The sequence below is a fragment of the Streptomyces sp. NBC_00597 genome (genome assembly GCF_041431095.1).
Classification (GTDB): Bacteria; Actinomycetota; Actinomycetes; order Streptomycetales; family Streptomycetaceae; genus Streptomyces.
This window is the reverse complement of the sequence record NZ_CP107757.1, coordinates 377,427-397,360: the sequence shown is the minus strand read 5'-3', so window position 1 is coordinate 397,360 and position 19,934 is coordinate 377,427. Positions and strand designations below refer to the sequence as shown.

The window sequence follows — 19,934 nt, the reverse complement described above, 5'->3', positions numbered from 1 at the left end:
CTCTCGGCCTCAGGGCTGGGAGGGAGCGATTTCGTCGTTCCCGCACTGCCGTTCGGCGGTACCTTCTGAGTGTCGAGGTCAGAAGGAGTGTCCAGCATGCCCGAGCAGCACGACACCGCACCCGCAACCCAGACGTTCGCCCACCGCGCCAGAGCAGCGAGAGACCATGCAGGCCTTACCCGGCCCGTCGCCGGGGGCCTCGTCGGTCGGTCCGCCGAGTGGGTCAAGGGGATCGAGACAGGCGCCATCGGCATGCCCCGCCTACCGATGCTCATCCGGCTCGCGACGGTCTACGAGTGCGACATCGCCGACCTGACGGGCGACGAGCGTATTGCGGCCGCCACGTACACGAAGGCCTCCCACAGCGCCCTACCTGCGATCAAGCGGGCCTTGACGACGTACCGGCTGGCCCCTGCTGGTTCCGAGCCGGAGTCCGCCGAGGTGTTGGCGGCCCGGGTGCGGCAGGCCTGGAAGTTGTGGCACGGCCGTGGGGACCACCGCTCCAGCGTCGCTCCCCTGCTGCCTGATCTGCTGGCCGACACTCAGCATGCCGCCCGGGCCCTGGACGGGGCTGAGCGCCGGCACGCGCTCGTTGTGCAGGCTCAGACGTACCACCTTACGCAGCTGTTCCTCGCGTTCCAGCCGGAGCCGGAGCTCATCATGCTCACTGGCGACCGATCGATGACGGCCGCGCAGGACGCCGACAGCCCCCGCGCGATGGCTGGCGCGGCCTGGTACATGAACCACGTGTACCGGGACGCCAACGAGGCGGCGGACGCCCGCGTGGAGCTTGCCGAGGAGGCAGCGGCACTGCTGCGGCAGGACAATGAGGAGGACCTGGCCAGGTGGGGGCTGCTCCAGCTCGCCGTGGCTCTGTCCTTCGCGAAGGTCGGACGGGAGGGCTTGGCGTGGAGGTACTGGGACCGCGCGGATGATGCGGCTCGCCGACTCGGCGAGGGCTATGCCCATCCGTGGATGATCTTCGGTCGGGGAGTGGTGGACGCGTACGCGCTCACCATGCACCTGAACCTGGTGAAGCCGGGCAAGGCGCTGGAGGTGGTGGAAGCCATGGACCTGGACTCGGTGCCGTCCGCGACCCGAAGGTCGTTCCACCTCATTGAGTCAGCGCGCGCGCACGGCATGCAGGGCGAGGGCGTGGCCGCGGTGGCGCTGCTCCAGAAGGCGCACAAGGCTTCGCCGGAGACGATTCGCTACAACACCCACGCGCGCATGGTGCTCCCGGAGTTGGCCAAAGCAGGCCCGCGTATGGTGCGCGAGGACGCCCGCGAGCTGGCGCTCAAGCTAGGCATCTCGACTTGAACATCTGACGGGTAGAAACCCTACCCCTCGCCAGAGGGGTAGGGACCTTACCCTCTGTCAGTTCTCGTCGCCCCTAACGTCGTCCTACCACCCGCTGACGACGGTAGGGAGCCGCCATGTACAACCAGGATGGTGCGACCGCCACCATTCCCCACCCGCTGGTGCATCAGCAGGTTCGTGAGGCCTCGACGGGCCGCACGGGCACGCTGATGGACGTTCTCAGCCAAGCCATAGGCTTCATCGACGGCGAGCACCGGTACGCCGAGGTGGCATACGTGCGGGCCCCTGGCGGCCTCGAATTCACCGCTGACCCGGCTGACCTGGAGCCGGCATGAGTGCTGTGGGCCAGATCTGCGTGCGCTGCGAGGGCGTGATCCGGGCGGGTGGCCAGGAGTTCATCCCACACTCGGTGTCCGGGGCTCGTCCGACGGTCTGGTCGCATGACATCCGGGACCCGGCGTGCCGGCCGCGCAAAGCGGATGGAGTCCGGTGAGCGAGCGTGTGAGACGGCTCTGGTACGCCGCGATCCTCTTCGGCGCCCTCGCCATGATCGTCGTCGGCACCCACTGACTCCGCCCCGCTACTCGATTCTTTCCCCTTCGAGTGGCTGGGGCGGGCCCTTCGCACCATCGGAATCTCACGGAGGAGACACCCATGGCCTGCAAGAACATCCCGCCGGAGAACCCCGTCCCCCCGCCCGCCCTGCTCCAGCAACCCGACGCCAAAGCGGGCGGCGCGTCCCCGCGAGGGCTCCTGTCCGACGCCCAGTTCAACGACGTCCGGGCCACGATCCTCGACAACAACCCCGGAATGGAGTCGGAGATGGCAAGCCGACTCCTCGTTGAGGCCCTCAAGTTCGTAGGGGCCGCCAGCCTGTTCCCGACGGTCCGGATCGCCCCGACCCGCGAGGTCGACGAGGGGTGGCACGCGCTCATCCTCCACACCCATCTGTACGCGTCGCTGTGCAGCCGTCTGGGCCGGACGGTCCACCACTACCCGGAGCGGCCCGACCCCTCCCGCCACGACCCCGACGTACTGACCCGGACTGTCGCCCTGATCGAGCAGGCGGGGTACACCCCGGATGCCGAGCTGTGGACCGGCCCGGAGCGGCCGCTCGTCACGGTCGCGGCGAACTGCTCGCACACCCCGGTGCCGGGCGGCTGCGGGCCGATCAACCCGGGCAACTGCGCCACCCACGGTGGCGGCGAAGGCGAGTAAGCTCCTCCACCACACGCTCGACGGAAGGTGACGAGATGACCGCGGCCGAGTTGTCGGAGCTGCACTCCGCGATGCGTCGGTACGGCATTCCGGGGGTTCCAGCTCCCGTGGATCCCATGGATCCGGAGGGGCCGTGGCGGGTGTTCGACTGTGCCGACCCCCGGTTCCGGAGGGACATCACCCCTCAGATTCGGGCCCGGGTGGATGCTGTGCGCCAGCGGCCGGCGGCTCGGGGGTTCGTCGTCGCTGCGAGGTAGGAGTTCTCTGCTGCCCCGGCCGGATCCTTCCGGTCGGGGCGTCTTGGCACTCCGGCACGCCGCGTCCGGTCGGGTGTGACGGGCTGACCGGGAACCTCAAATGTTGCTCTGAACGTCCCTCTTCGCGGTTGGCCCGACTCCGTCGGGGCGATGACATCGGCACACGACCGATGAGAGGGGGCGAGGGGACATGAAGAGCATGGCGCACCTGGGGGTGGGCATCGGATGGCGGCCGGAGATCGCGGACGCGGTCGAACGGTTGCCGGGCCTGGACTGGGTCGAGGTGGTGGCCGAGAACATCTGCCCCGGCCACCTGCCCGCGTCCCTGCTGCGGCTGCGCGAGCGCGGGGTACGGGTCGTGCCGCACGGGGTCTCGCTGGGCCTCGGCGGCGCCGAACGGCCCGATGCCGCGAAGCTGGCCTCCCTCGGGGAGCGGGCGGTGGCGCTGGGGGCGCCGGTCGTCACCGAGCACATCGCCTTCGTACGGACGGCTTCGCCGGCGCTGGAAGCCGGGCACCTGCTGCCGGTGCAGCGGACCCGGGAGGCGCTGGACGTGCTGTGCGAGAACGTCCGGATCGCGCAGGACGCGCTGCCGGTGCCTCTGGCGCTGGAGAACATCGCCGCGCTGATCTCCTGGCCCGGGGAGGAGCTGACGGAGGCGCAGTTCCTGACGGAGCTGGTGGAGCGGACGGGGGTCCGGCTGCTGATCGACGTGGCCAATCTGCACACGAACCGGGTGAACCGGGGCGAGGACCCGTTCGCCCTGCTGGACTCGATCCCGCTGGAGGCGCTCGCGTACGTGCACGTCGCCGGGGGCGTGGAGCGGGGCGGGGTGTGGCACGACACGCACGCGCATCCGGTACCGCCGGTGGTGCTGGACATCCTGGCGGAGCTGCGGCGGCGCGTGGAGCCGGCCGGGGTGCTGTTGGAGCGTGACGACGACTTCCCGGCGGAGGCGGAGCTGGCGGCGGAACTCGCCGCGATCCGCGGGGTGGTCGGTACGGTCGGAGCGTCCCCCGCCCGCCCTGCGCCCGAAGCGCCGCACCCCCCGCGAACGCCTCGAACCCCTGGAGCGCCTGAAGCGCGTGGAGCGGGGGCCGGGCTGGAGCGGGCACGCGTGCGGGTCGCCCTGGAGCAGGCGGCGCTGCTGTCCGCCCTGGTGGCCGGTACGCCCGTGCCCGAGGGGTTCGACCGGCAGCGCGTAGGCGTGCAGACGCGGGCGCTGGCCGCCAAGCGGGCCGGCGTCGTCGCGAAGCTCGCGCCCGAGCTGCCCGGGATCCTGGGCGGTGCGGACCCGTACCGCGAGGCCTTCCTCGACTACGCCCGCAACCGGCCCATGACCGCCGGATACCGGCGGGACGCCCTCGACTTCGCCGAGCACCTGCTGATCCGGGACCTGCCCGCCGACCCGGCCGCCCGGCGCCGGCTCACCACTTGGTGGCAGGACCGGGCCGGGGCCCGGCCGCCGCGCCGGATCGTGCGCTGGGCCCGCACCCTCGTGGGGCGTGCCGCATGAACGCCCTCGCCGTGGCGATCTGGGTCGCCGTCATCGCCTCCACCCTGTTGTTGGGCCTCGGTCTGCGGCGGTCCCGGCCGCGCTCGGCCGGCCCGGCGCCGCGCCTGCACGACCTGTCCGAGGCCGCGTTCATGGCGGGCGGCCCCGGCGCGGTCGTGGACACCGCGCTCGTCTCGATGCTCGGCGACGGCCGGCTGGTGGCCGGCGGTCCCGGGATCGTCCAGGTGTGCACCGGGGCGCGGGCCGACGGCATCGCCGAGCGGGCCGTCCTCGAAGCCCACCGGCAGGCGCCGTCCGGTTGGCTCTACCAGGTGCGGTACGCCGCCATGGTCGACCCGGCCGTCCAGGAGACCGGCGACGCGCTCGCCGCCCGCGGGCTGCTGGCCGCCCCCGGCTCCGGGCGCAAGTGGCGGCGCCGGGCGCTGGCCCAGACCGTGGTGTGCGCGGCGTGGGTGGTGTTCTCGCTGCCGCTCACGTTCGTGGCGCTGGCGCTCGACCCGGACCCTCAGGTGCCGTTCATCCTCAAGGTGCTGCCCGCTCTGGCCGGCGGGATCGTGATGGGCTGCGTCCTCGCCGCACGGGCCAGGCAGCGGCTCACGCCGGCGGGGCGGGCGGCGCTGCGCGAGATGCGGGCGCGGTACCTGAACGACCGGACGCCGCACGTGCAGACCGCCCTGTACGGGCTGCGGGGGCTACAGGACCCGCACCTGCGGGAGCAGTTGGCGGCGGCCGCCCGCGGTACCCGGCTGGCGGCCGCCCAGGCCCGCTCCGCGCGCCGCGGTCCGTCCTCGACCTCGTCGTCGACGTCGTCCTCGTCGCCCGTCGACTCCTGCGGGTCTTCCGCCGCGATCCTGCCCGTCGTATGGTGCGCGAGCAGTGACGGCGGCACGGGCTCCGGGGCGGGCTGCGGATCCTCCTCCAGTGGCTGTTCGGGCGGTTCCAGCTGCTCCGGCGCTTCCAGTTGCTCGTCCGGCTCCAGTTGCTCCAGCAGTTCCAGTTGCTCCAGCGGTTCGAGTTGTTCCAGCAGTTCCAGTTGCGGCAGTTCGTCCGGTTCGAGCTGCGGCAGCAGTTCCTGACCGGGCACTTCTACACCTCGTGGGAATCCGCCATGTTCTGGGTCCTGCTCCTCCTGACGGCCTGGGCAGGGGTGCTGGCGTCGTGCACCCTCCTGCTGAGGGCCGCCGCCGTGGCCTCGGTACCCGCGCCCGCACCCGACGGCGGTGCGGGCGCCGGACTGCGCCCTGACGAACTGAACCCGTACGAGACCGCCTACCTCGCCGGCGGCCCCCGACGGGTGGCCGAGCTGACGCTGCTGTCCATGCAGCGCGAGCGGCGGCTGCTGCTGGCCCACACCGGCTGGGCGACCGTCGTCGACCCGGTGGGCCGCGATCCGCACGAGCGGTCCGTGCTCGGCGCGTTCGGGCCGGACGGGCAGTCGCCGGTGTCCGTCGTACGGAGCGCTGCCGCCCGGGACGAGGCCGTACGGGCCCTCGCGCAGCGACTCGGCTCGGCGGGCCTCGCGCTGCCGGCCGCCGCCCGAAGCGGGGTGGCCGGCGGAGTCCGGGCCGTGCGGCGGGCCGCGCTGCTGGTGGCGGCGACGGCCGGCGCCGCACTGTGCGTTCCGGCGGGCGGGACCGCCGTCACGGTGATCCTGAGCTGGTTCGCGCTGCCGCTGCTGCTCACCCTGGGCTGCCTGGCCATCGCCCGGTTCGAGACGTACCCGTACTCCGCGTGGGCGTCCCCGGCGGGGCAGCGGCTGCTCGTCGCGCTGGACCGGGAGCTCGCCCACGGGGACTGCCTCACGGCGGTCGCGCTGCGCGGGGTCCGCGTCCTGACGGATCCCGCCTTACGGGCGGCTCTTGCCTAGGCAACGGGGGGATCGCGGCCGACACCCGGCGGTGGTCCTGTACAAGGGTCCCGTCGAGCGCATCTCATCGGCTCATCCGAAGAGATGAAGGCGGCCCATCATGCGGACTCCGCTCGCCCGCTGCGGAGTCGCCGCGGCGGTCCTCTCCCTCGCCCTGTCCCCCTCGGCCCGCGCCGCACCCCCCGTTTCCACGGTCCCCGGATCCACCACGACCGGTGCAACCACGGGGTCCGGCGGGATCGCCGGCTCCGCCTCCAGGAGGGCCGCCGCCGACGCGGGAGCCGAACTGGTCGCCCGCCGTGCGGCCGAGGCCGCCTCGGCCCCACGCGCCACAGCCACCGGCGGCGCCGGCGCCGGCCCGAACACCGGCTCCCGCGCAACCGCCAGCGGCGATCGGCTCGGCTTCGGGGCCTGCCCCGAAGCCGAGGAGCTCCCCTCTTCCGTGCGGTGCGCGACGCTCAGGGTTCCGCTCGACTACGCGCGGCCCGACGGGCCGCAGATCTCCCTCACCGTCAGCCGGGTCGCCGCCACCGGACGCGGCGGCGCCGCGCGGCAGGGGGCGCTCCTCTACAACCCCGGCGGTCCCGGCGCCTCCGGGACGTTCTTCCCGCTCGTCGCCGGTCTCCCCGAGTGGGAGCGCATCGGCGCCGCCTACGACCTCGTCGGCTACGCCCCGCGCGGTGTCGGCCGCTCCGCGCCGCTGTCCTGCGAGGACCCCGCCCGCGCCCACGGCCCCACCCAGGTCCCGGCGGAGCCCTCCGCCGGGTACAAGCAGCAGCGCGTCGCCGCCGCCCGGGCGTACGCCCGCGGCTGCGCGCAGCGGGCCGGTGCCGCCCTGGCGTACTACTCGACCCTCGACAACGTCCGCGACCTGCACGTGCTGCGGGCCGCGCTCGGCGAGGAGAAGCTGACCTTCATGGGTGCCTCGTACGGCACCTACCTGGGGGCCGTCTACGCCACGCTGCACCCCGGCCACGTCCGCCGGATGGTCCTCGACTCCGCGGTCGACCCCGACCCGCGCCGCATCTGGTACCTCGACAACCTCGACCAGGCGCCGGGGTTCGAGCGCCGCTGGTACGACTTCCGCGCCTGGGCCGCCCGCCACCACGCCGCGTACCGGCTCGGCGCCACCCCGGCGGCGGTGCAGGCGAGTTACGAGCGGGTGCGGGACTCGGTGGCCCGTGCGCCGGCGGGCGGGGCGGTCGGGACCGGCGAGCTCCAGGCCGCGTTCCTCCAGGCGGCGTACTACGACGACGTCTGGCCGGAGCGGGCGGCCGCACTCAGCGCCTTCCTGGCCGGCGATCCGGGCCCGCTGGTCCAACAGGCGCGCCCCGAAACGGAGTCGGCGGCCGCGCGCGAGAACGCACGGGCGGTGTACACGGCGGTGCTGTGCAACGACGCCGCCTGGCCCGCGGATTGGGAGGTCTGGGACCGCGACAACACCGAACTGGCCCGCCGGGCGCCCTTCGAGACCTGGGCCAACGCCTTCCTGAACCTGCCGTGCGCGTACTGGCCGGTCCGCGAGCGGCAGCAGCCGGTGGCGGTCGGCGCGCAGCCGGCGCGGATCCCGCGCACGCTGATCGTCGCGGCGGAGCGGGACGGGGCGACCCCGTACCCGGGTGCGCTGGAGCTCCAGCGGCGGCTCGGCGCCGAGGCGGCGCTGGTCACCGAGGAGGGGGCCGGCACCCACGGAGTGGTCGGCGGGCGCAATGACTGCGTGGACCGCCACGTGGAGCGGTATTTGCTGACGGGTGACACCTCGGGGTGGCGTGTCACGTGTGCGCCGCATCCGGAGCCCGCACCGGTGTCGCTGGACGACCGGGCAGCGAAGGCCCCCGGGAAGGTACCCAGGGCTCTGCTGCCGCCTGTCGTCTGAACTTCCGGGCGGGGTCTCCGGCTGCGTCGATTCGGGGGCTGGGCCTCCCGATCCACCGGAAGCCGCTCCCAGTCACGAGAGTGGTCCTCCGGCTCCTTCCCCCCAGGGGAGGTATCAGGCGAGCCCGGCCACCAGATCGGCGACGGACTTGCGGCGTCCGGTGTAGAAGGGCACCTCTTCACGGACGTGCATACGGGCCTCGGAGGCGCGCAGGTGACGCATGAGGTCGACGATGCGGTACAGCTCGTCGGCCTCGAAGGCCAGCATCCACTCGTAGTCGCCCAGCGAGAAGGACGCGACGGTGTTGGCCCGGACGTCCGGGTAGCCGCGGGCCATCTTGCCGTGGTCCGCGAGCATGCGGCGACGGTCCTCGTCGGGCAGCAGGTACCAGTCGTACGAGCGCACGAACGGGTAGACGCTGACGTAGTCGCGGGCGACCTCGTCGGCCAGGAAGGCCGGGATGTGCGACTTGTTGAACTCGGCCGGACGGTGCAGGGCCATGTTCGACCACACCGGCTCCAGCGCGCGGCCGAGCTTGGTGCGGCGGAACAGGTTGTACGCGGTCTGCAGCTCGTCCGAGGTCTCGGCGTGCCACCAGATCATGACGTCCGCGTCGGCTCGCAGGCCGGAGACGTCATAGGTGCCGCGGACGGTGATGTCCTTGGCGGCCAGCTGGTCGAACAGCTCCTGGACCTCGTCGGCGTAGCCGCTCCGGTCGTCGGGCAGAACGTCCTTCAGCTTGAAGACGGACCACAGGGTGTAGCGGATGACCTCGTTGAGGTCCTTCGCCTTCTTCCCCGCGTTGGGAATCTTCTCTGGTGCAGTCATGTGTCCATTGTCCCGTGTGCTGATCAGTGGTCGGTGCCAGGGGTGCCCAACGTGGCCATCACCACGTCGGCGGCCTTCCCGGCGCTCGCGATGCACGCCGGGATGCCCACGCCGTCGTACAGCGCGCCGCACACGGCGAGGCCGGGCAGGGCGGCGACGGCGTCGCGGATCCGGGCCACGCGGGCGAGGTGGCCGACCGGGTACTGGGGCAGGCCGCCGTCCCAACGGGTGACGGTGGAGGCGATCGGCCGGGCCGCGAGGCCCACGGCCCCGCCGAGGTCGCGCAGCGAGACGTCGACCAGCTCGGAGTCCTCGCGCCCCAGGTCGCCCTCGTCGCCGTACCGGCCGACCGAGGTCCGCAGCAGGAACAGCTCCGGGTCGGCGCCGGCCCAGGCCCACTTGTTGCTGGAGAAGGTGGAGGCCTTGATGGTCCGCCCGTCGACGGGCGGTACGAGGAAGCCGCTGGCGTCGCCGTCGGTGATCGCGGCGGGCAGCTCGGAGCGCCGGAAGGCCATCGTCACCAGGGCCATCGAGGCGTACTCGACGGTCCGCAGCTCGGTGGCCGCGGCCGGGGCGAGCCCGTCCAGCAGCCGGGCGGCGGGCCCGGCCGGGACGGCCAGGACCACGGCGTCGGCGTCGATCACCTCGACGTCGGTGACGACCCTCCAGCCTCCGGCGGTCCGCAGGACCTCGCGCACGGCGGTGCCCGTGGCGATCCGCGCCCCGGCGGCCCGGCAGGCGTCGGCGACGGCGAGCGGCAGGCGCCCGATGCCGCCGGAGATCCCCGCGAAGAAGGCCCCGGTGGCGGCCGCGCCGGTGACGGTGGTGCGTTCGGCGGCGGCGCGGGCCGCGGCCCCGGCTTGGAGCGCGCGGACGCTCTCGGTCAGCGTGGGGTGGGTGCGGACGGCGTCGAAGAGGGCGGGGACGGCTGCGCGCATGGAGATGCGGTAGGCATCGCCGGCGTACACCCCGCCGAGGAGGGGTTCCACCAGGCGGTCGACGACCTCGTGGCCGAGGCGGGCGGCGACGTACTCGCCGACCGCGACGTCCTCACCGATCTCGGTGGGCGCCAGCGTGCGTTCGGCCTCGATGCGGGCCAGGCCCTCGGCGGAGAGCACCCCGGAGGCGGCGAGCGGGGCCAGGTCGCCGGGGACGCCCATGACGTGGCCGCGCGGCATGGGCCGCAGCGCGCCGCGGGTCCACAGGTGGGCGGTGGCGGTGGCGGGCGGCTGGAGGGCCTCGCCGAGGCCCACCGCCCGGGCCAGCTCCAGGGCTTCGGGCCGGCGGGCCAGCACGGATTCGGCGCCGAGGTCGACGGGGGCACCGGCGAGCTCTCCGGCGTGCAGCTTGCCGCCGAGGCGCGTCCCGGCCTCCAGGAGCGTGACGCGCAGGCCGTCGGCGAGCAGCCGGTGGGCCGCGGCGAGGCCCGCGATGCCGCCGCCGATGACGACGGCGTGGCCGGCCGGGCCGGGCCGGCCGCCCGTTCCGCCGGTGGCGCCCGTACCGGTCGCGCCGTCCGTACGCATGTCCGCTTCGTGCATGGACACATCGTCTCAGACCGTTCACCGGCCGATCACCGAGGCCGGACCGTGACCGCATCGGGATCGGCCCGGGACCGCCGGGGCGAAACCGGCGGCGCGACCCTGTTTGTCACACCGGCGACATCAGCCGATCCTCGGGGGGTACCACCGATGCGCACCACCAGTAGAGGCACCGCCGTGCGGAACCGCGGAGCGGCCGCCGTGGCCGCCCTGTCCCTGGCCGGAGCGCTCGCGCTCACCGGGTGCGGCGCCGGCGGGGTCAGCGCCGGCTCGTCCTCCGCCGACAAGGCCGCGGCCGGCGCCCCGGAGGGCGCGGCCCGGGGCAAGCCGGGGGCGGCCGCGGCGGCTCCCCCGGCGGCCCCCGGAACCGACGCGGCCAAGAACGGGCAGCAGCCGGCCGCCGTACGCCCGCACGTCATCCGTACGGCCACGCTCGCCCTGGAGACGACGGACGCGCAGAAGGCCCTGGCCGCGGCCCGCACGGCGGCGGAGGGCGCGGGCGGGTACGTGGGCAACGAGTCCACCCGGCGCGGCGAGGACGGCCGCATGACCTCGACGTTGACCCTGCGCGTGCCGGGCGACCGCTTCGACGCGGTGCTCGGCGCCATGGAGGGCAGCGGGAAGCTGCTCAACCGCAAGGTCGAGGCGCAGGACGTGACCGAGAAGGTTGCGGACGTCGACAGCCGGGTGAAGTCGCAGCAGGCGAGCGTGGCCCGGGTGCGGGACATGATGGACAGGGCGACGGCGCTCAGCGACGTGGTGATGCTGGAGAGCGAACTGAGCAAGCGCCAGTCGGACCTGGAGTCGCTCCTGGCGCAGCAGACGGCGCTGAAGGACCAGACCTCGATGGGCACGATCACGATGGAGGTCTCCGAGCCGGCCGCGAAGCCCGCGGCGCAGAAGAAGGACGGGGAGCCCTCCTTCACCGGCGCCCTGAGCGGGGGCTGGGACGCCTTCACGACGATCGTCCGCTACCTGGCCCTGGTGATCGCCGTGGTGCTGCCGTTCGCCGTCACGGCCGCGCTGGCGCTGCTGTGCTTCCGGCTGTACCGCCGGCTGCGCCCGGCGGAGCCGAAGACGGGTCTGTCGGCGAAGCGGGTACCGGCCGTCCCCTCTGCCCGGCCCGCGGATCCGACGGAAACGGCTCGGGTTCCGGACTGAACACGCATTCGCCCGTAGCGTGTCACCCACCAGACGGCGGCGCACAGGACGGGGCGGACGATGGCGGTGGAACGACTGGTGGTGGTCGGCGGTGACGCGGCGGGGATGTCCGCCGCGTCACAGGCCCGGCGGCTCAAGGACCCTGCGGAGCTGGAGATCGTCGCGTTCGAGCGCGGGCACTTCACCTCGTACTCCGCGTGCGGGATCCCGTACTGGATCGGCGGCCGGGTCGGCGGCCGGGACGAGTTGATCGCCCGTACGCCCGAGGAGCACCGCGCGCGCGACATCGACCTGCGCATGCGCACGGAAGTGGTGGAGCTCGACCTCGCCGGGGGCCGGGTCCGTGCCCGCGATCTGGATTCCGGCTCCGAATCCTGGACGGGCTACGACAAGCTCGTCGTGGCCACGGGCGCCCGGCCGGTCCGCCCCCGGCTGCCCGGCATCGGGGCCCACGGGGTGCACGGCGTGCAGAGCCTGGACGACGGGCAGCGCCTGATGGCTTCGCTGGAATCCATCGAGGGATCGCAGCGGGCGCAGGGCCGCAGGGCGGTCGTCGTCGGCGCGGGCTACATCGGCGTGGAGATGGCGGAGGCGCTGGTCGCGCGCGGGTACGAGGTCACGGTCCTGCACCGCGGGGAGCAGCCCATGGCCACCCTGGACCCGGACATGGGCGGGCTGGTGCACTCCGCGATGAACCGGATGGGGATCCGTACGGTGTCCCGCGCGGAGGTCACGAAGATCCTCACGGACGAGGAGGGCCGGGCGTGCGCGGTGGCCACGGCCGCGGGGGACGAGTACCCGGCGGACGTGGTCGTCCTCGGCATCGGCGTGGAACCCCGCACGGCGCTGGCCCGCGATGCGGGGTTGCCGCTCGGCGAGTCCGGCGGCATCCTCACGGACCTCTCCATGCGGGTCCGGGGCCACGAGAACGTCTGGTCGGGCGGTGACTGCGTCGAGGTCCTGGACCTGGTGGCGGGCCGCATGCGGCACATCCCGCTGGGCACGCACGCCAACAAGCACGGCCAGGTGATCGGTTCGGGCGTGGGCGGCGGCTACGCCACCTTCCCGGGGGTGGTGGGGACGGCGGTCAGCAAGGTCTGCGACCTGGAGATCGCCCGTACGGGGCTGCGGGAGAAGGACGCGCTGGCTGCGGGCCTGCGCTTCGTCACGGCGACGATCAGCTCGACGACGACGGCGGGCTACTACCCCACGGCCGCGGACATGACGGTCAAGATGCTCGCGGAGCGCCGTACGGGCCGGCTCCTGGGCGTCCAGATCGTCGGCGGTGCGGGTTCCGCGAAGCGGGTGGACATCGCGGCGGTCGCCCTGACGGCGGGCATGACGGTGGAGCAGGTCGTATCTCTGGACCTGGGCTACGCCCCGCCGTTCTCCCCGGTCTGGGACCCGGTCCTGGTGGCCGCCCGCAAGGCGGTCTCCGCGGTCCGCTCGTCCCCCGCCTGATCCCCGTCCGGGGCGGGCGCGCGGCCGGGCCCGCCCCCGGTCCGTGCCGCGCGGCTGCGGCACGGACCGCCCCGCAGGCCGGTCACAGGCCTTCGGCCCCGGCGCGCAACTCCGCCCGGACCAGCTCCAGCAGGCGACCCATCCAGTCACGGCCGCCGCGGGGGCCGTCCGCGCGCCAGAAGGGGGCCTCGGAGATGCCGGTGTAGCGGATGCCCGTCTCCCCCGTGGCGAGCAGGATCTCCGCGAGCCGGGGGTGCTGCTCGAACTTGGCCCGCACGAGCCCGGCCATGACCGCGAGCCGCAGGGCCGGCCAGTCCGCACGCCGCGCCGCCCGTCCGCCCGTGTCGTGCGCCTCGCGTGCCGTCGCGCAGGCTCGGATCCGGTCGCGGTCGGCGGGGTCGGCCGCGGAGAGGGCCCAGTACCCGTGGAGCACGGTGGGGTAGGTCTCGCCCCGGTAGGTGACGGGGGCTTCGTAGTCGTTGCGCAGGACGAAGTCGCCGAGTTCGGCGGGCCGGCCGTTGGGATGCACGACCTCGTGCAGGACGACCGGGGGCTGCGGAGCGCCGGTCGGTTCGTCCGCGTACCGCACGGCCCGCAGCTCCTCGGCCTGCTCGTCAGCCTCGTCCCGCTCGGCGAAGTGGTCGCGCACGCTCTGGTGCATCTCCTCCGTCACCACCGGCCCGTCCCCGTCCACGGCCTGACCGATGTCGGTCGTCAGGATGCGCAGCGGCCGGTCCTGGCGGTCCATGTCACCCAGGACGTAGACGCGCAGGTGCGCGGGGACGGCGAGGTAGGCCTCCCGGAGCAGGACGCGGTTGGTCTCGGTCGCCTCCCGCCGGTAGCCGCGTTCGGCTTCCCGGAGCCGGTCGACGGCCGTGGGCCGGCCGGCCAGGCGGGCGATCTCGTCGGCCACCTCCGTGAGGAAACTTGCGGCGGTCAGCGGCTCGGGGTTGCGCGACTGCCACTTCGAGGCGGAGGCGGACCGCTCGCGCGGGTCCGGCCGGGTGACGGCGATCTTCCCCGAGGCCAGCCACCGCTCCAGCCCGGCCAGGTCGGTCGCCTCGTAGCGGCCGACGGATATCCGGCCGTCCGCGTAGACGAAGAGGTGCTCGGGGTAGTGCTCGCCGCCCAGCTCGTGCTTGCGCCACACGAGGCACCAGGCCCCGTCGACGCGTTCTCCGTCGGATGTGCGAAACGTCGGTCCGTGCCATGTCATGCAGGGCAAGGTACCGACGTTTCGATCGTGTCGGAGGGCGTCCGGGTCAGCGGGCCGTCCGGGTGTGGACGTAGTCCACCAGGCGGGTCAGGGCGTCCGGGTTCGTCGTCGGGAGGACGCCGTGGCCCAGGTTGAAGACGTGGCCCTCCAGGCCGGACGCCGCCGCCAGGACCTCGTCCGTCTTCGCCCGCACGGCCTCCTCGGTGGAGAAGAGCACCGCCGGGTCTAGGTTGCCCTGGAGCGCCTTGCCGGGGCCGACCCGGCGCACCGCCTCGTCCAGCGGGACCCGGTAGTCGACGCCCATGACGTCCGCGCCGGCCTCGCCCATCAGGCCGAGGAGCTCGCCCGTGCCCACGCCGAAGTGGATGCGCGGGACCCCGTACGGGGCGACGGACTCCAGGACCTTCGCCGACGCCGGCATCACCGAGCGCCGGTAGTCCGCCGGGGCGAGGGCGCCGACCCAGGAGTCGAAGAGCTGGATCGCGGAGGCGCCCGCCTCGATCTGGACCTTCAGGAAGGCGGAGGTGATCTCCGCGAGGCGGTCCAGCAGGTCGGCCCAGAGCTGCGGGTCCCCGTACATGAGGGCCTTGGTGTGCTCGTGGTTCTTGGAGGGGCCGCCCTCGACCAGGTAGCTCGCGAGGGTGAAAGGCGCACCGGCGAAGCCGATCAACGGCGTGGAACCCAGTTCACCCGTGAGCATGCCGATCGCCTCGGTGACGTAGGAGACGTCCTCCGGGGTGAGGTCGCGCAGCTGTGCGAGGTCCTCGCGGCGGCGGATCGGCTGGGCGACGACCGGGCCGATGCCGGGCTTGATTTCCAGGTCGACGCCGATGGCCTTCAGCGGCACCACGATGTCGGAGAAGAAGATCGCCGCGTCCACGTCGTGGCGGCGAACGGGCTGGAGCGTGATCTCCGTGACCAGGTCGGGCCGCATGCACGACTCCAGCATCTGGGTCCCCTCGCGCACCTTGCGGTACTCGGGGAGGGAGCGCCCGGCCTGCCGCATGAACCACACCGGGGTGTGCGGCACCGGCTCCCGCCGGCACGCCTTCAGGAAGGCGGAATCGTACGTCTGACTCGGCTGGCCCTTGAGAGGGGTCTCCCCAGCGCCGGCGGAGCCGTGCGCGAGGGGAAGGTCATTGGCGCTCACGCGCCAAATCTTCGCACGTATGAAGAAGTGCCCGGCCCGGCGCGGGTGTCCCTGCGCCGCACGGACGCTCGTTCCGCCTAGTCTTCCCCGCATGGCTGCGGCTCAGGGACGATTTTCAGATGGCGCCGAGGGTACGGACAGCGCGAAGGAGAGCTCCGTCCCGCTCCCGTTCCGGCGGGCGGTCGACGGTTTGAAGAAGGCGCGGCTGCGTCCGGGGATCGAGATCGATCCCGCCAGACCGCCGCAGCGCCTGGCCCCGCACGCGTACGCCCTCGAAGCCGCGGTCGTGGACGGCGAGGACGACCTGGCCGACGGCCGGCTCATCCTGCTCCACGATCCGTCCGGGCACGACGCCTGGCACGGGACCTTCCGGCTGGTGACGCTCGTACGGGCCGAGCTGGAGCCCGAGATGGCCGCCGACCCCCTCCTCCCCGAGGTGTGCTGGTCGTGGCTGACGGGCGCCCTGGAGGCGCGCGGCCTGGCGTACGGGGAGGCGAGCGGGACCGTGACCATGGCGAGCTCGCACTACTTCGGCGGGCTGTCGGAGCGTCGCGCGGCCACGCAGATCGAGATCAGGGCCTCGTGGACGCCGCGGGAGGGCGTGGGTGGGGTGCCGGACACCTCGGCGCACCTGTCGGCGTGGTGCGAGCTGCTGTGCCAGATCGCGGGGCTGCCGCCGGTGGGGCCGACGGATTCGGGTACGGGCGTGGTCTCCCTGCCACAGCGGCGCGGTCCGCACCACCCGTAGCCGCCCCGCGCCGCCCGCGGCCGACCCCGAATGCACCGCGCCCCGTAGAACGGCCGATCGAGGGCCGGCGGCGGGATGTCGGAACCGGGCGCCCGTTGTGGGCTTCTGATCACCCGATGATCGATCGTGCGTCCGAATTGCCCGAATTGTTACTCACCAAATCGTGATCATTCCCTAAAGCCGGGCGGGTGACGTGCCGAAGGAGTGGGTGACCATCCGCACGGTTCGCACCGGCTTCCTTCCCCGAGCCGGCCCGCCCCGCCACTCCCCCAGGAGGCCTAGGTGTCCGTTCTTCTCGAGCAGCCCGCAAGCCTGGTCGCCTACCGCCCGAACAAGCCGACGGCCATGGTCGTCGTGGCCGACCCGCGCGTGCGTTCCACCGTGACCCGTCATCTGTGGGCCCTCGGAGTACGTGACGTGATCGAGGCTTCGTCCATCGCGGAGGCCCGCCCCCGCGTCGGCAGCCCGCGCGACATCTGCGTGGCCGACGTACACCTGCCCGACGGTTCCGGTCTCACCCTGCTCTCCGAGACGCGGGCCGCCGGCTGGCCGAACGGCCTGGCCCTGTCCGCCGCCGACGACATCGGCGCCGTGCGCAACGCCCTCGCGGGCGGCGTGAAGGGCTACGTCGTCACCGGTACGCGCACCAACATCGGGCTCCCCACCCGGCCCGGCGCCGCCCCCATCGGTGCCGCCGCCGCCCGTATGCACCGCCGCCCCCCGGGTGCCCCGAGCCACCCGGGCGGCTACCGCGAGCTCTCCGGCCGCGAGGTCGAGGTCCTGCGCCTCGTCGCGGAGGGCCAGTCCAACAAGGCCATCGGCGTCTCGATGGGCCTGTCCGCCCTGACCGTCAAGTCCCACCTCGCCCGGATCGCCCGCAAGCTGGGGACCGGCGACCGGGCCGGGATGGTCGCCGTCGCACTGCGGACCGGGATCATCCACTGACACCCGCCCGGCGACCGGCGGGCAAACCCTCCCCCAGCTACCGCTGGGAGGGGCACCCGGGAAAAGCCGGGGAATCGGCTCCGCCTCCACCCCGCGCCCGTCGACGGAACGTTCCGGCGACGGGCGCGCCACATCCACGGATACCCTTGAGCGGTGACCGACGCCCAAGAGACCGCAGCAGACCTGCGCACCACCACCGGGGGCGGCCCCCCGGACGACGTCGAAAAGGCGCCGATTCCGTTGCTCGAACCCCGCGAGGGGATCCCTCCGGTGGTCGCCGACGAGTACGCACTCGCCCGAGTGGTCGCGGCATTCGCCGCGGGCACCGGACCGGTGGCCGTCGACGCCGAGCGCGCCTCCGGATACCGCTACGGCCAGCGCGCCTATCTGGTGCAGCTGCGCCGCGAGGGCGCAGGATCCGCGCTGATCGACCCGGTCGGCTGCCCCGACCTGTCCGCACTGGGCGAGGCACTGTCCTCCGCCGAGTGGATCCTGCACGCCGCGACCCAGGACCTGCCGTGCCTGCGCGAAATAGGCATGGTTCCCACCTCCCTGTTCGACACCGAGCTGGCCGGCCGCCTCGCCGGCTTCCCGCGGGTCGGACTGGGCGCGATGGTCGAGAGCGTGCTCGGCTACGCGCTGGAGAAGGGCCACTCCGCCGTCGACTGGTCCACCCGTCCCCTCCCCGAGCCGTGGCTGCGCTACGCCGCGCTCGACGTGGAGCTGCTGGTGGACCTGCGGGACGCGCTGGAGGAGGAACTGGACCGGCAGGGCAAGCTGGAATGGGCCCGGCAGGAGTTCGACGCCATCGCCGCCGCCCCGCCCGCGCCGCCGCGCAAGGATCCGTGGCGCCGTACGTCCGGCATGCACAAGGTGCGCCGGCGCCGACAGATGGCCGTCGTACGGGAGCTGTGGGAGTCCCGGGACCGGATCGCCCAGCGGCGTGACGTGTCGCCCGGCAAGGTGCTCGGCGACGCCGCGATCGTCGAAGCCGCGCTCGCGCTCCCGGCGAACGTGCACGCGCTGCAGGCGCTGCCCGGCTACGGGCAGCGGATGGGCCGGCGCCAGCTGGAGCAGTGGATGGCCGCCGTGGACCGGGCGAAGGCCCTGCCCGAGAACGCGCTGCCGCAGCCGGGTGCGACCGCGGCCGGTCCGCCGCCGCCGCGTTCCTGGGCGGACAAGGACCCGGCGGCCGCGGCGCGGCTGGCTGCGGCGCGGACCGCCGTCTCGGCGCTCGCGGAAGAGCTGAACCTGCCCCAGGAGAACCTGATCACCCCGGACACGGTCCGCCGGCTGTGCTGGGAGCCGCCGCAGCGGCTCGAACCGGACGCGGTGGCGCAGGCGCTCGCGGCTTATGGCGCCCGCCCGTGGCAGATCGAGCAGGTGACGCCGGCTCTCGTGAGGGCGCTGGCCGCGACCGTCTGACCGTCCGGCCCGCCGGAATCCGGCGCGGGGCCCTCACTCCAGGGGAGTGAGGGCCCCGTCCTCGTCCCTGTAGTAGCTCCCGGTCTCCGCGCCTTCGACCTTGCCGAGCTTGAGCCAGTGCTCGGACATGGTGTGCAGGTCGTTCGCCACGCGCTCCCAGGGCGCCTGGTGCCCCGCGCAGGCGATGCGCAACATCAGCTTGTTCGGGCCCTTGATGGCCTTGTACAGCTCCGGTACCGAGAAGTACAGCAGGCCCAGGTCCGGCGAAGTGTTCACGATCGAGTCGTTCTCCCCGTACACGATGCACACGGGCACCGTCCCGCCGAGCGTCCCGTTGAGCGGCACGGTGGTGGAGTTCCATCCCCACCAGTACGAATTCCGGATGCGGTTGAGCCCTTGCGCGGGCCCGCCGGGACCACCCACCGCGGACCCCCAGGTCGCACCGATCGGGTCGACGTCCATGATCGCCTTCCACACCTCGTCGACCATGGTGGACTCACGCTGCCCGGGACACTTCAGGTCCTTTTGCCACGCTGCGTCGACGCCGGCCTTCGTGCCGACGGTCATCGGGTAGCCGAAGGCCGCCTCCGGCTTGGACACGGGCAGCGTCACCGGCGCCCCGAAGGCGGTCCCGGGCGCGCTCGCCCTGCCGAACGGCGGGAAGATCGGAGCCAGGAGGAAGAGACTGCGCACCTTGCCGGGGTGCTGGATGGCGTAGGGCCCGAACTGCTGGGAGGCCGCCGACCAGCCGATGAGGTCGACCTTGGAGGCGCCGGTCTCGTGCAGGACGAAGTCGACCACCCTGTCGACCTCGTCCCAGTCGCTCTGGGAGTTGTTCAGCTGGGCGGCGTACACCGGCGGTGTCACGTCCGTGGTCGCGTTCGGGTGGGGCACGAGGAGCTGCCGCTGCGCGACCGTGGGGCTGACGTTCTTCCAGTCGTCCATCTTCGGGCGGGTCGACAGCCCGGAGCCCTGGAGTTCCATCACGAAGACGTCGAAGCCCGCCTTCGCCAGTTCCTCGGCCCAGCTGTACTTCTTGTACTGCAGGTCGAAGCCCGCCATGGCGGGCACGCTCCTGCCGTGCAGCATCAGGACCGGCCTGCGCGGCTGGCCCGTGTGCGTGCCGTTGCGCTCCCGCACGTGGAGCTTGACGAGATCGCCGGCGTTCGCCGGGATGGTCGATTTGTGGTCGACGTAGTGGTTCGTGAGAACAGGTGCCGCCATCGCTTTGCTCCGCTTCGCCGGTCGGATGCCGGGCGGGCGCCCGGGCCCGGCCAGAATCCGGAAGAGCGTCGTCCGGCGCCATCGACGCGACCGGGGGGCGGGTGGCCCGACCCGTTCGGGTAGCCCGGGGCGCTCCGAACGGCCGGGCGCGCGTCAGGGCGCAAGGGGGCTCACGCCGTGC

17 protein-coding genes are annotated in these 19,934 nt (G+C 73.2%); 12 read left to right on the top strand and 5 right to left on the bottom strand.

Going from position 1 to position 19,934, the window contains the following annotated elements; translation table 11 throughout:
- Window positions 1-96 precede the first annotated feature (96 nt).
- From OG974_RS01610 to OG974_RS01580, 7 genes are all read left to right on the top strand, one after another.
- Window positions 97-1,320: a helix-turn-helix transcriptional regulator gene (locus OG974_RS01610; RefSeq protein ID WP_327279174.1), complete on the top strand. Its 1,224-nt coding sequence runs from the start codon at window positions 97-99 to the stop codon at window positions 1,318-1,320.
- Window positions 1,321-1,436: 116 nt separating this feature from the next.
- Entirely contained in the window at window positions 1,437-1,655 is a 219-nt protein-coding gene (locus OG974_RS01605; protein WP_327279173.1) for a hypothetical protein, read from the top strand.
- Window positions 1,656-1,974: 319 nt separating this feature from the next.
- Complete coding sequence (locus OG974_RS01600; protein WP_327279172.1) at window positions 1,975-2,538, top strand: hypothetical protein; 564 nt, start codon at window positions 1,975-1,977, stop codon at window positions 2,536-2,538.
- Window positions 2,539-2,985: 447 nt separating this feature from the next.
- Window positions 2,986-4,311 (top strand): DUF692 domain-containing protein, encoded by a 1,326-nt coding sequence (locus tag OG974_RS01595; RefSeq protein WP_328764111.1) that lies wholly within the window; start codon window positions 2,986-2,988, stop codon window positions 4,309-4,311.
- On the top strand, window positions 4,308-5,387 hold the full coding sequence (locus tag OG974_RS01590; protein WP_329314887.1) for a TIGR04222 domain-containing membrane protein: 1,080 nt from the start codon (window positions 4,308-4,310) through the stop codon (window positions 5,385-5,387). Before OG974_RS01595 ends, OG974_RS01590 begins: the two co-directional genes overlap by 4 nt.
- Window positions 5,345-6,178: a TIGR04222 domain-containing membrane protein gene (locus OG974_RS01585; RefSeq protein WP_371645129.1), complete on the top strand. Its 834-nt coding sequence runs from the start codon at window positions 5,345-5,347 to the stop codon at window positions 6,176-6,178. Before OG974_RS01590 ends, OG974_RS01585 begins: the two co-directional genes overlap by 43 nt.
- Window positions 6,179-6,278: 100 nt before the next feature.
- Entirely contained in the window at window positions 6,279-8,054 is a 1,776-nt protein-coding gene (locus OG974_RS01580; protein WP_327279168.1) for an alpha/beta hydrolase, read from the top strand.
- Window positions 8,055-8,168: 114 nt separating this feature from the next.
- Here the strand turns inward: OG974_RS01580 and hemQ are convergent, their stop codons facing one another.
- The gene (gene hemQ, locus OG974_RS01575) at window positions 8,169-8,882 is read right to left on the bottom strand and encodes a hydrogen peroxide-dependent heme synthase (protein ID WP_327279167.1); all 714 of its coding nucleotides are present in this window, start codon (window positions 8,880-8,882) and stop codon (window positions 8,169-8,171) included.
- Window positions 8,883-8,905: 23 nt separating this feature from the next.
- A complete protein-coding gene (hemG, locus tag OG974_RS01570) occupies window positions 8,906-10,423 on the bottom strand; it encodes a protoporphyrinogen oxidase (RefSeq protein WP_371645127.1) in 1,518 nt (505 codons plus the stop codon).
- Window positions 10,424-10,573: 150 nt separating this feature from the next.
- On the opposite strand from hemG, the gene OG974_RS01565 reads away from it, so the two are divergent.
- Window positions 10,574-11,584 (top strand): DUF4349 domain-containing protein, encoded by a 1,011-nt coding sequence (locus OG974_RS01565; protein ID WP_328764106.1) that lies wholly within the window; start codon window positions 10,574-10,576, stop codon window positions 11,582-11,584.
- 60 nt (window positions 11,585-11,644) lie between these two features.
- Window positions 11,645-13,045, top strand: a complete 1,401-nt coding sequence (locus OG974_RS01560; RefSeq protein WP_327279164.1) for an FAD-dependent oxidoreductase — start codon at window positions 11,645-11,647, stop codon at window positions 13,043-13,045.
- 82 nt (window positions 13,046-13,127) lie between these two features.
- Here OG974_RS01560 and OG974_RS01555 read toward each other — a convergent pair whose 3' ends face one another.
- Both OG974_RS01555 and hemE read right to left on the bottom strand, forming a co-directional pair.
- Window positions 13,128-14,261 carry an NADAR family protein gene (locus OG974_RS01555; RefSeq protein ID WP_329314878.1) on the bottom strand — a complete coding sequence of 378 codons (1,134 nt, stop codon included), beginning with the start codon at window positions 14,259-14,261 and terminating at the stop codon, window positions 13,128-13,130.
- 46 nt (window positions 14,262-14,307) lie between these two features.
- Window positions 14,308-15,411 carry a uroporphyrinogen decarboxylase gene (gene hemE / locus OG974_RS01550; protein ID WP_371645125.1) on the bottom strand — a complete coding sequence of 368 codons (1,104 nt, stop codon included), beginning with the start codon at window positions 15,409-15,411 and terminating at the stop codon, window positions 14,308-14,310.
- Window positions 15,412-15,502: 91 nt separating this feature from the next.
- Between hemE and OG974_RS01545 the strand changes: the two genes are divergently transcribed.
- From OG974_RS01545 to OG974_RS01535, 3 genes are all read left to right on the top strand, one after another.
- Window positions 15,503-16,159, top strand: a complete 657-nt coding sequence (locus OG974_RS01545) for a DUF3000 domain-containing protein (RefSeq protein WP_327279162.1) — start codon at window positions 15,503-15,505, stop codon at window positions 16,157-16,159.
- A gap of 282 nt (window positions 16,160-16,441) precedes the next feature.
- Window positions 16,442-17,104 carry a response regulator transcription factor gene (locus OG974_RS01540; protein ID WP_007267191.1) on the top strand — a complete coding sequence of 221 codons (663 nt, stop codon included), beginning with the start codon at window positions 16,442-16,444 and terminating at the stop codon, window positions 17,102-17,104.
- A 153-nt stretch (window positions 17,105-17,257) separates the two neighbouring features.
- Window positions 17,258-18,529: an HRDC domain-containing protein gene (locus tag OG974_RS01535; RefSeq protein ID WP_371645123.1), complete on the top strand. Its 1,272-nt coding sequence runs from the start codon at window positions 17,258-17,260 to the stop codon at window positions 18,527-18,529.
- 33 nt (window positions 18,530-18,562) lie between these two features.
- On the opposite strand, the gene OG974_RS01530 is transcribed toward OG974_RS01535, so the two are convergent.
- The gene (locus tag OG974_RS01530) at window positions 18,563-19,753 is read right to left on the bottom strand and encodes an alpha/beta fold hydrolase (RefSeq protein WP_328764103.1); all 1,191 of its coding nucleotides are present in this window, start codon (window positions 19,751-19,753) and stop codon (window positions 18,563-18,565) included.
- Window positions 19,754-19,934: the final 181 nt, after the last annotated feature.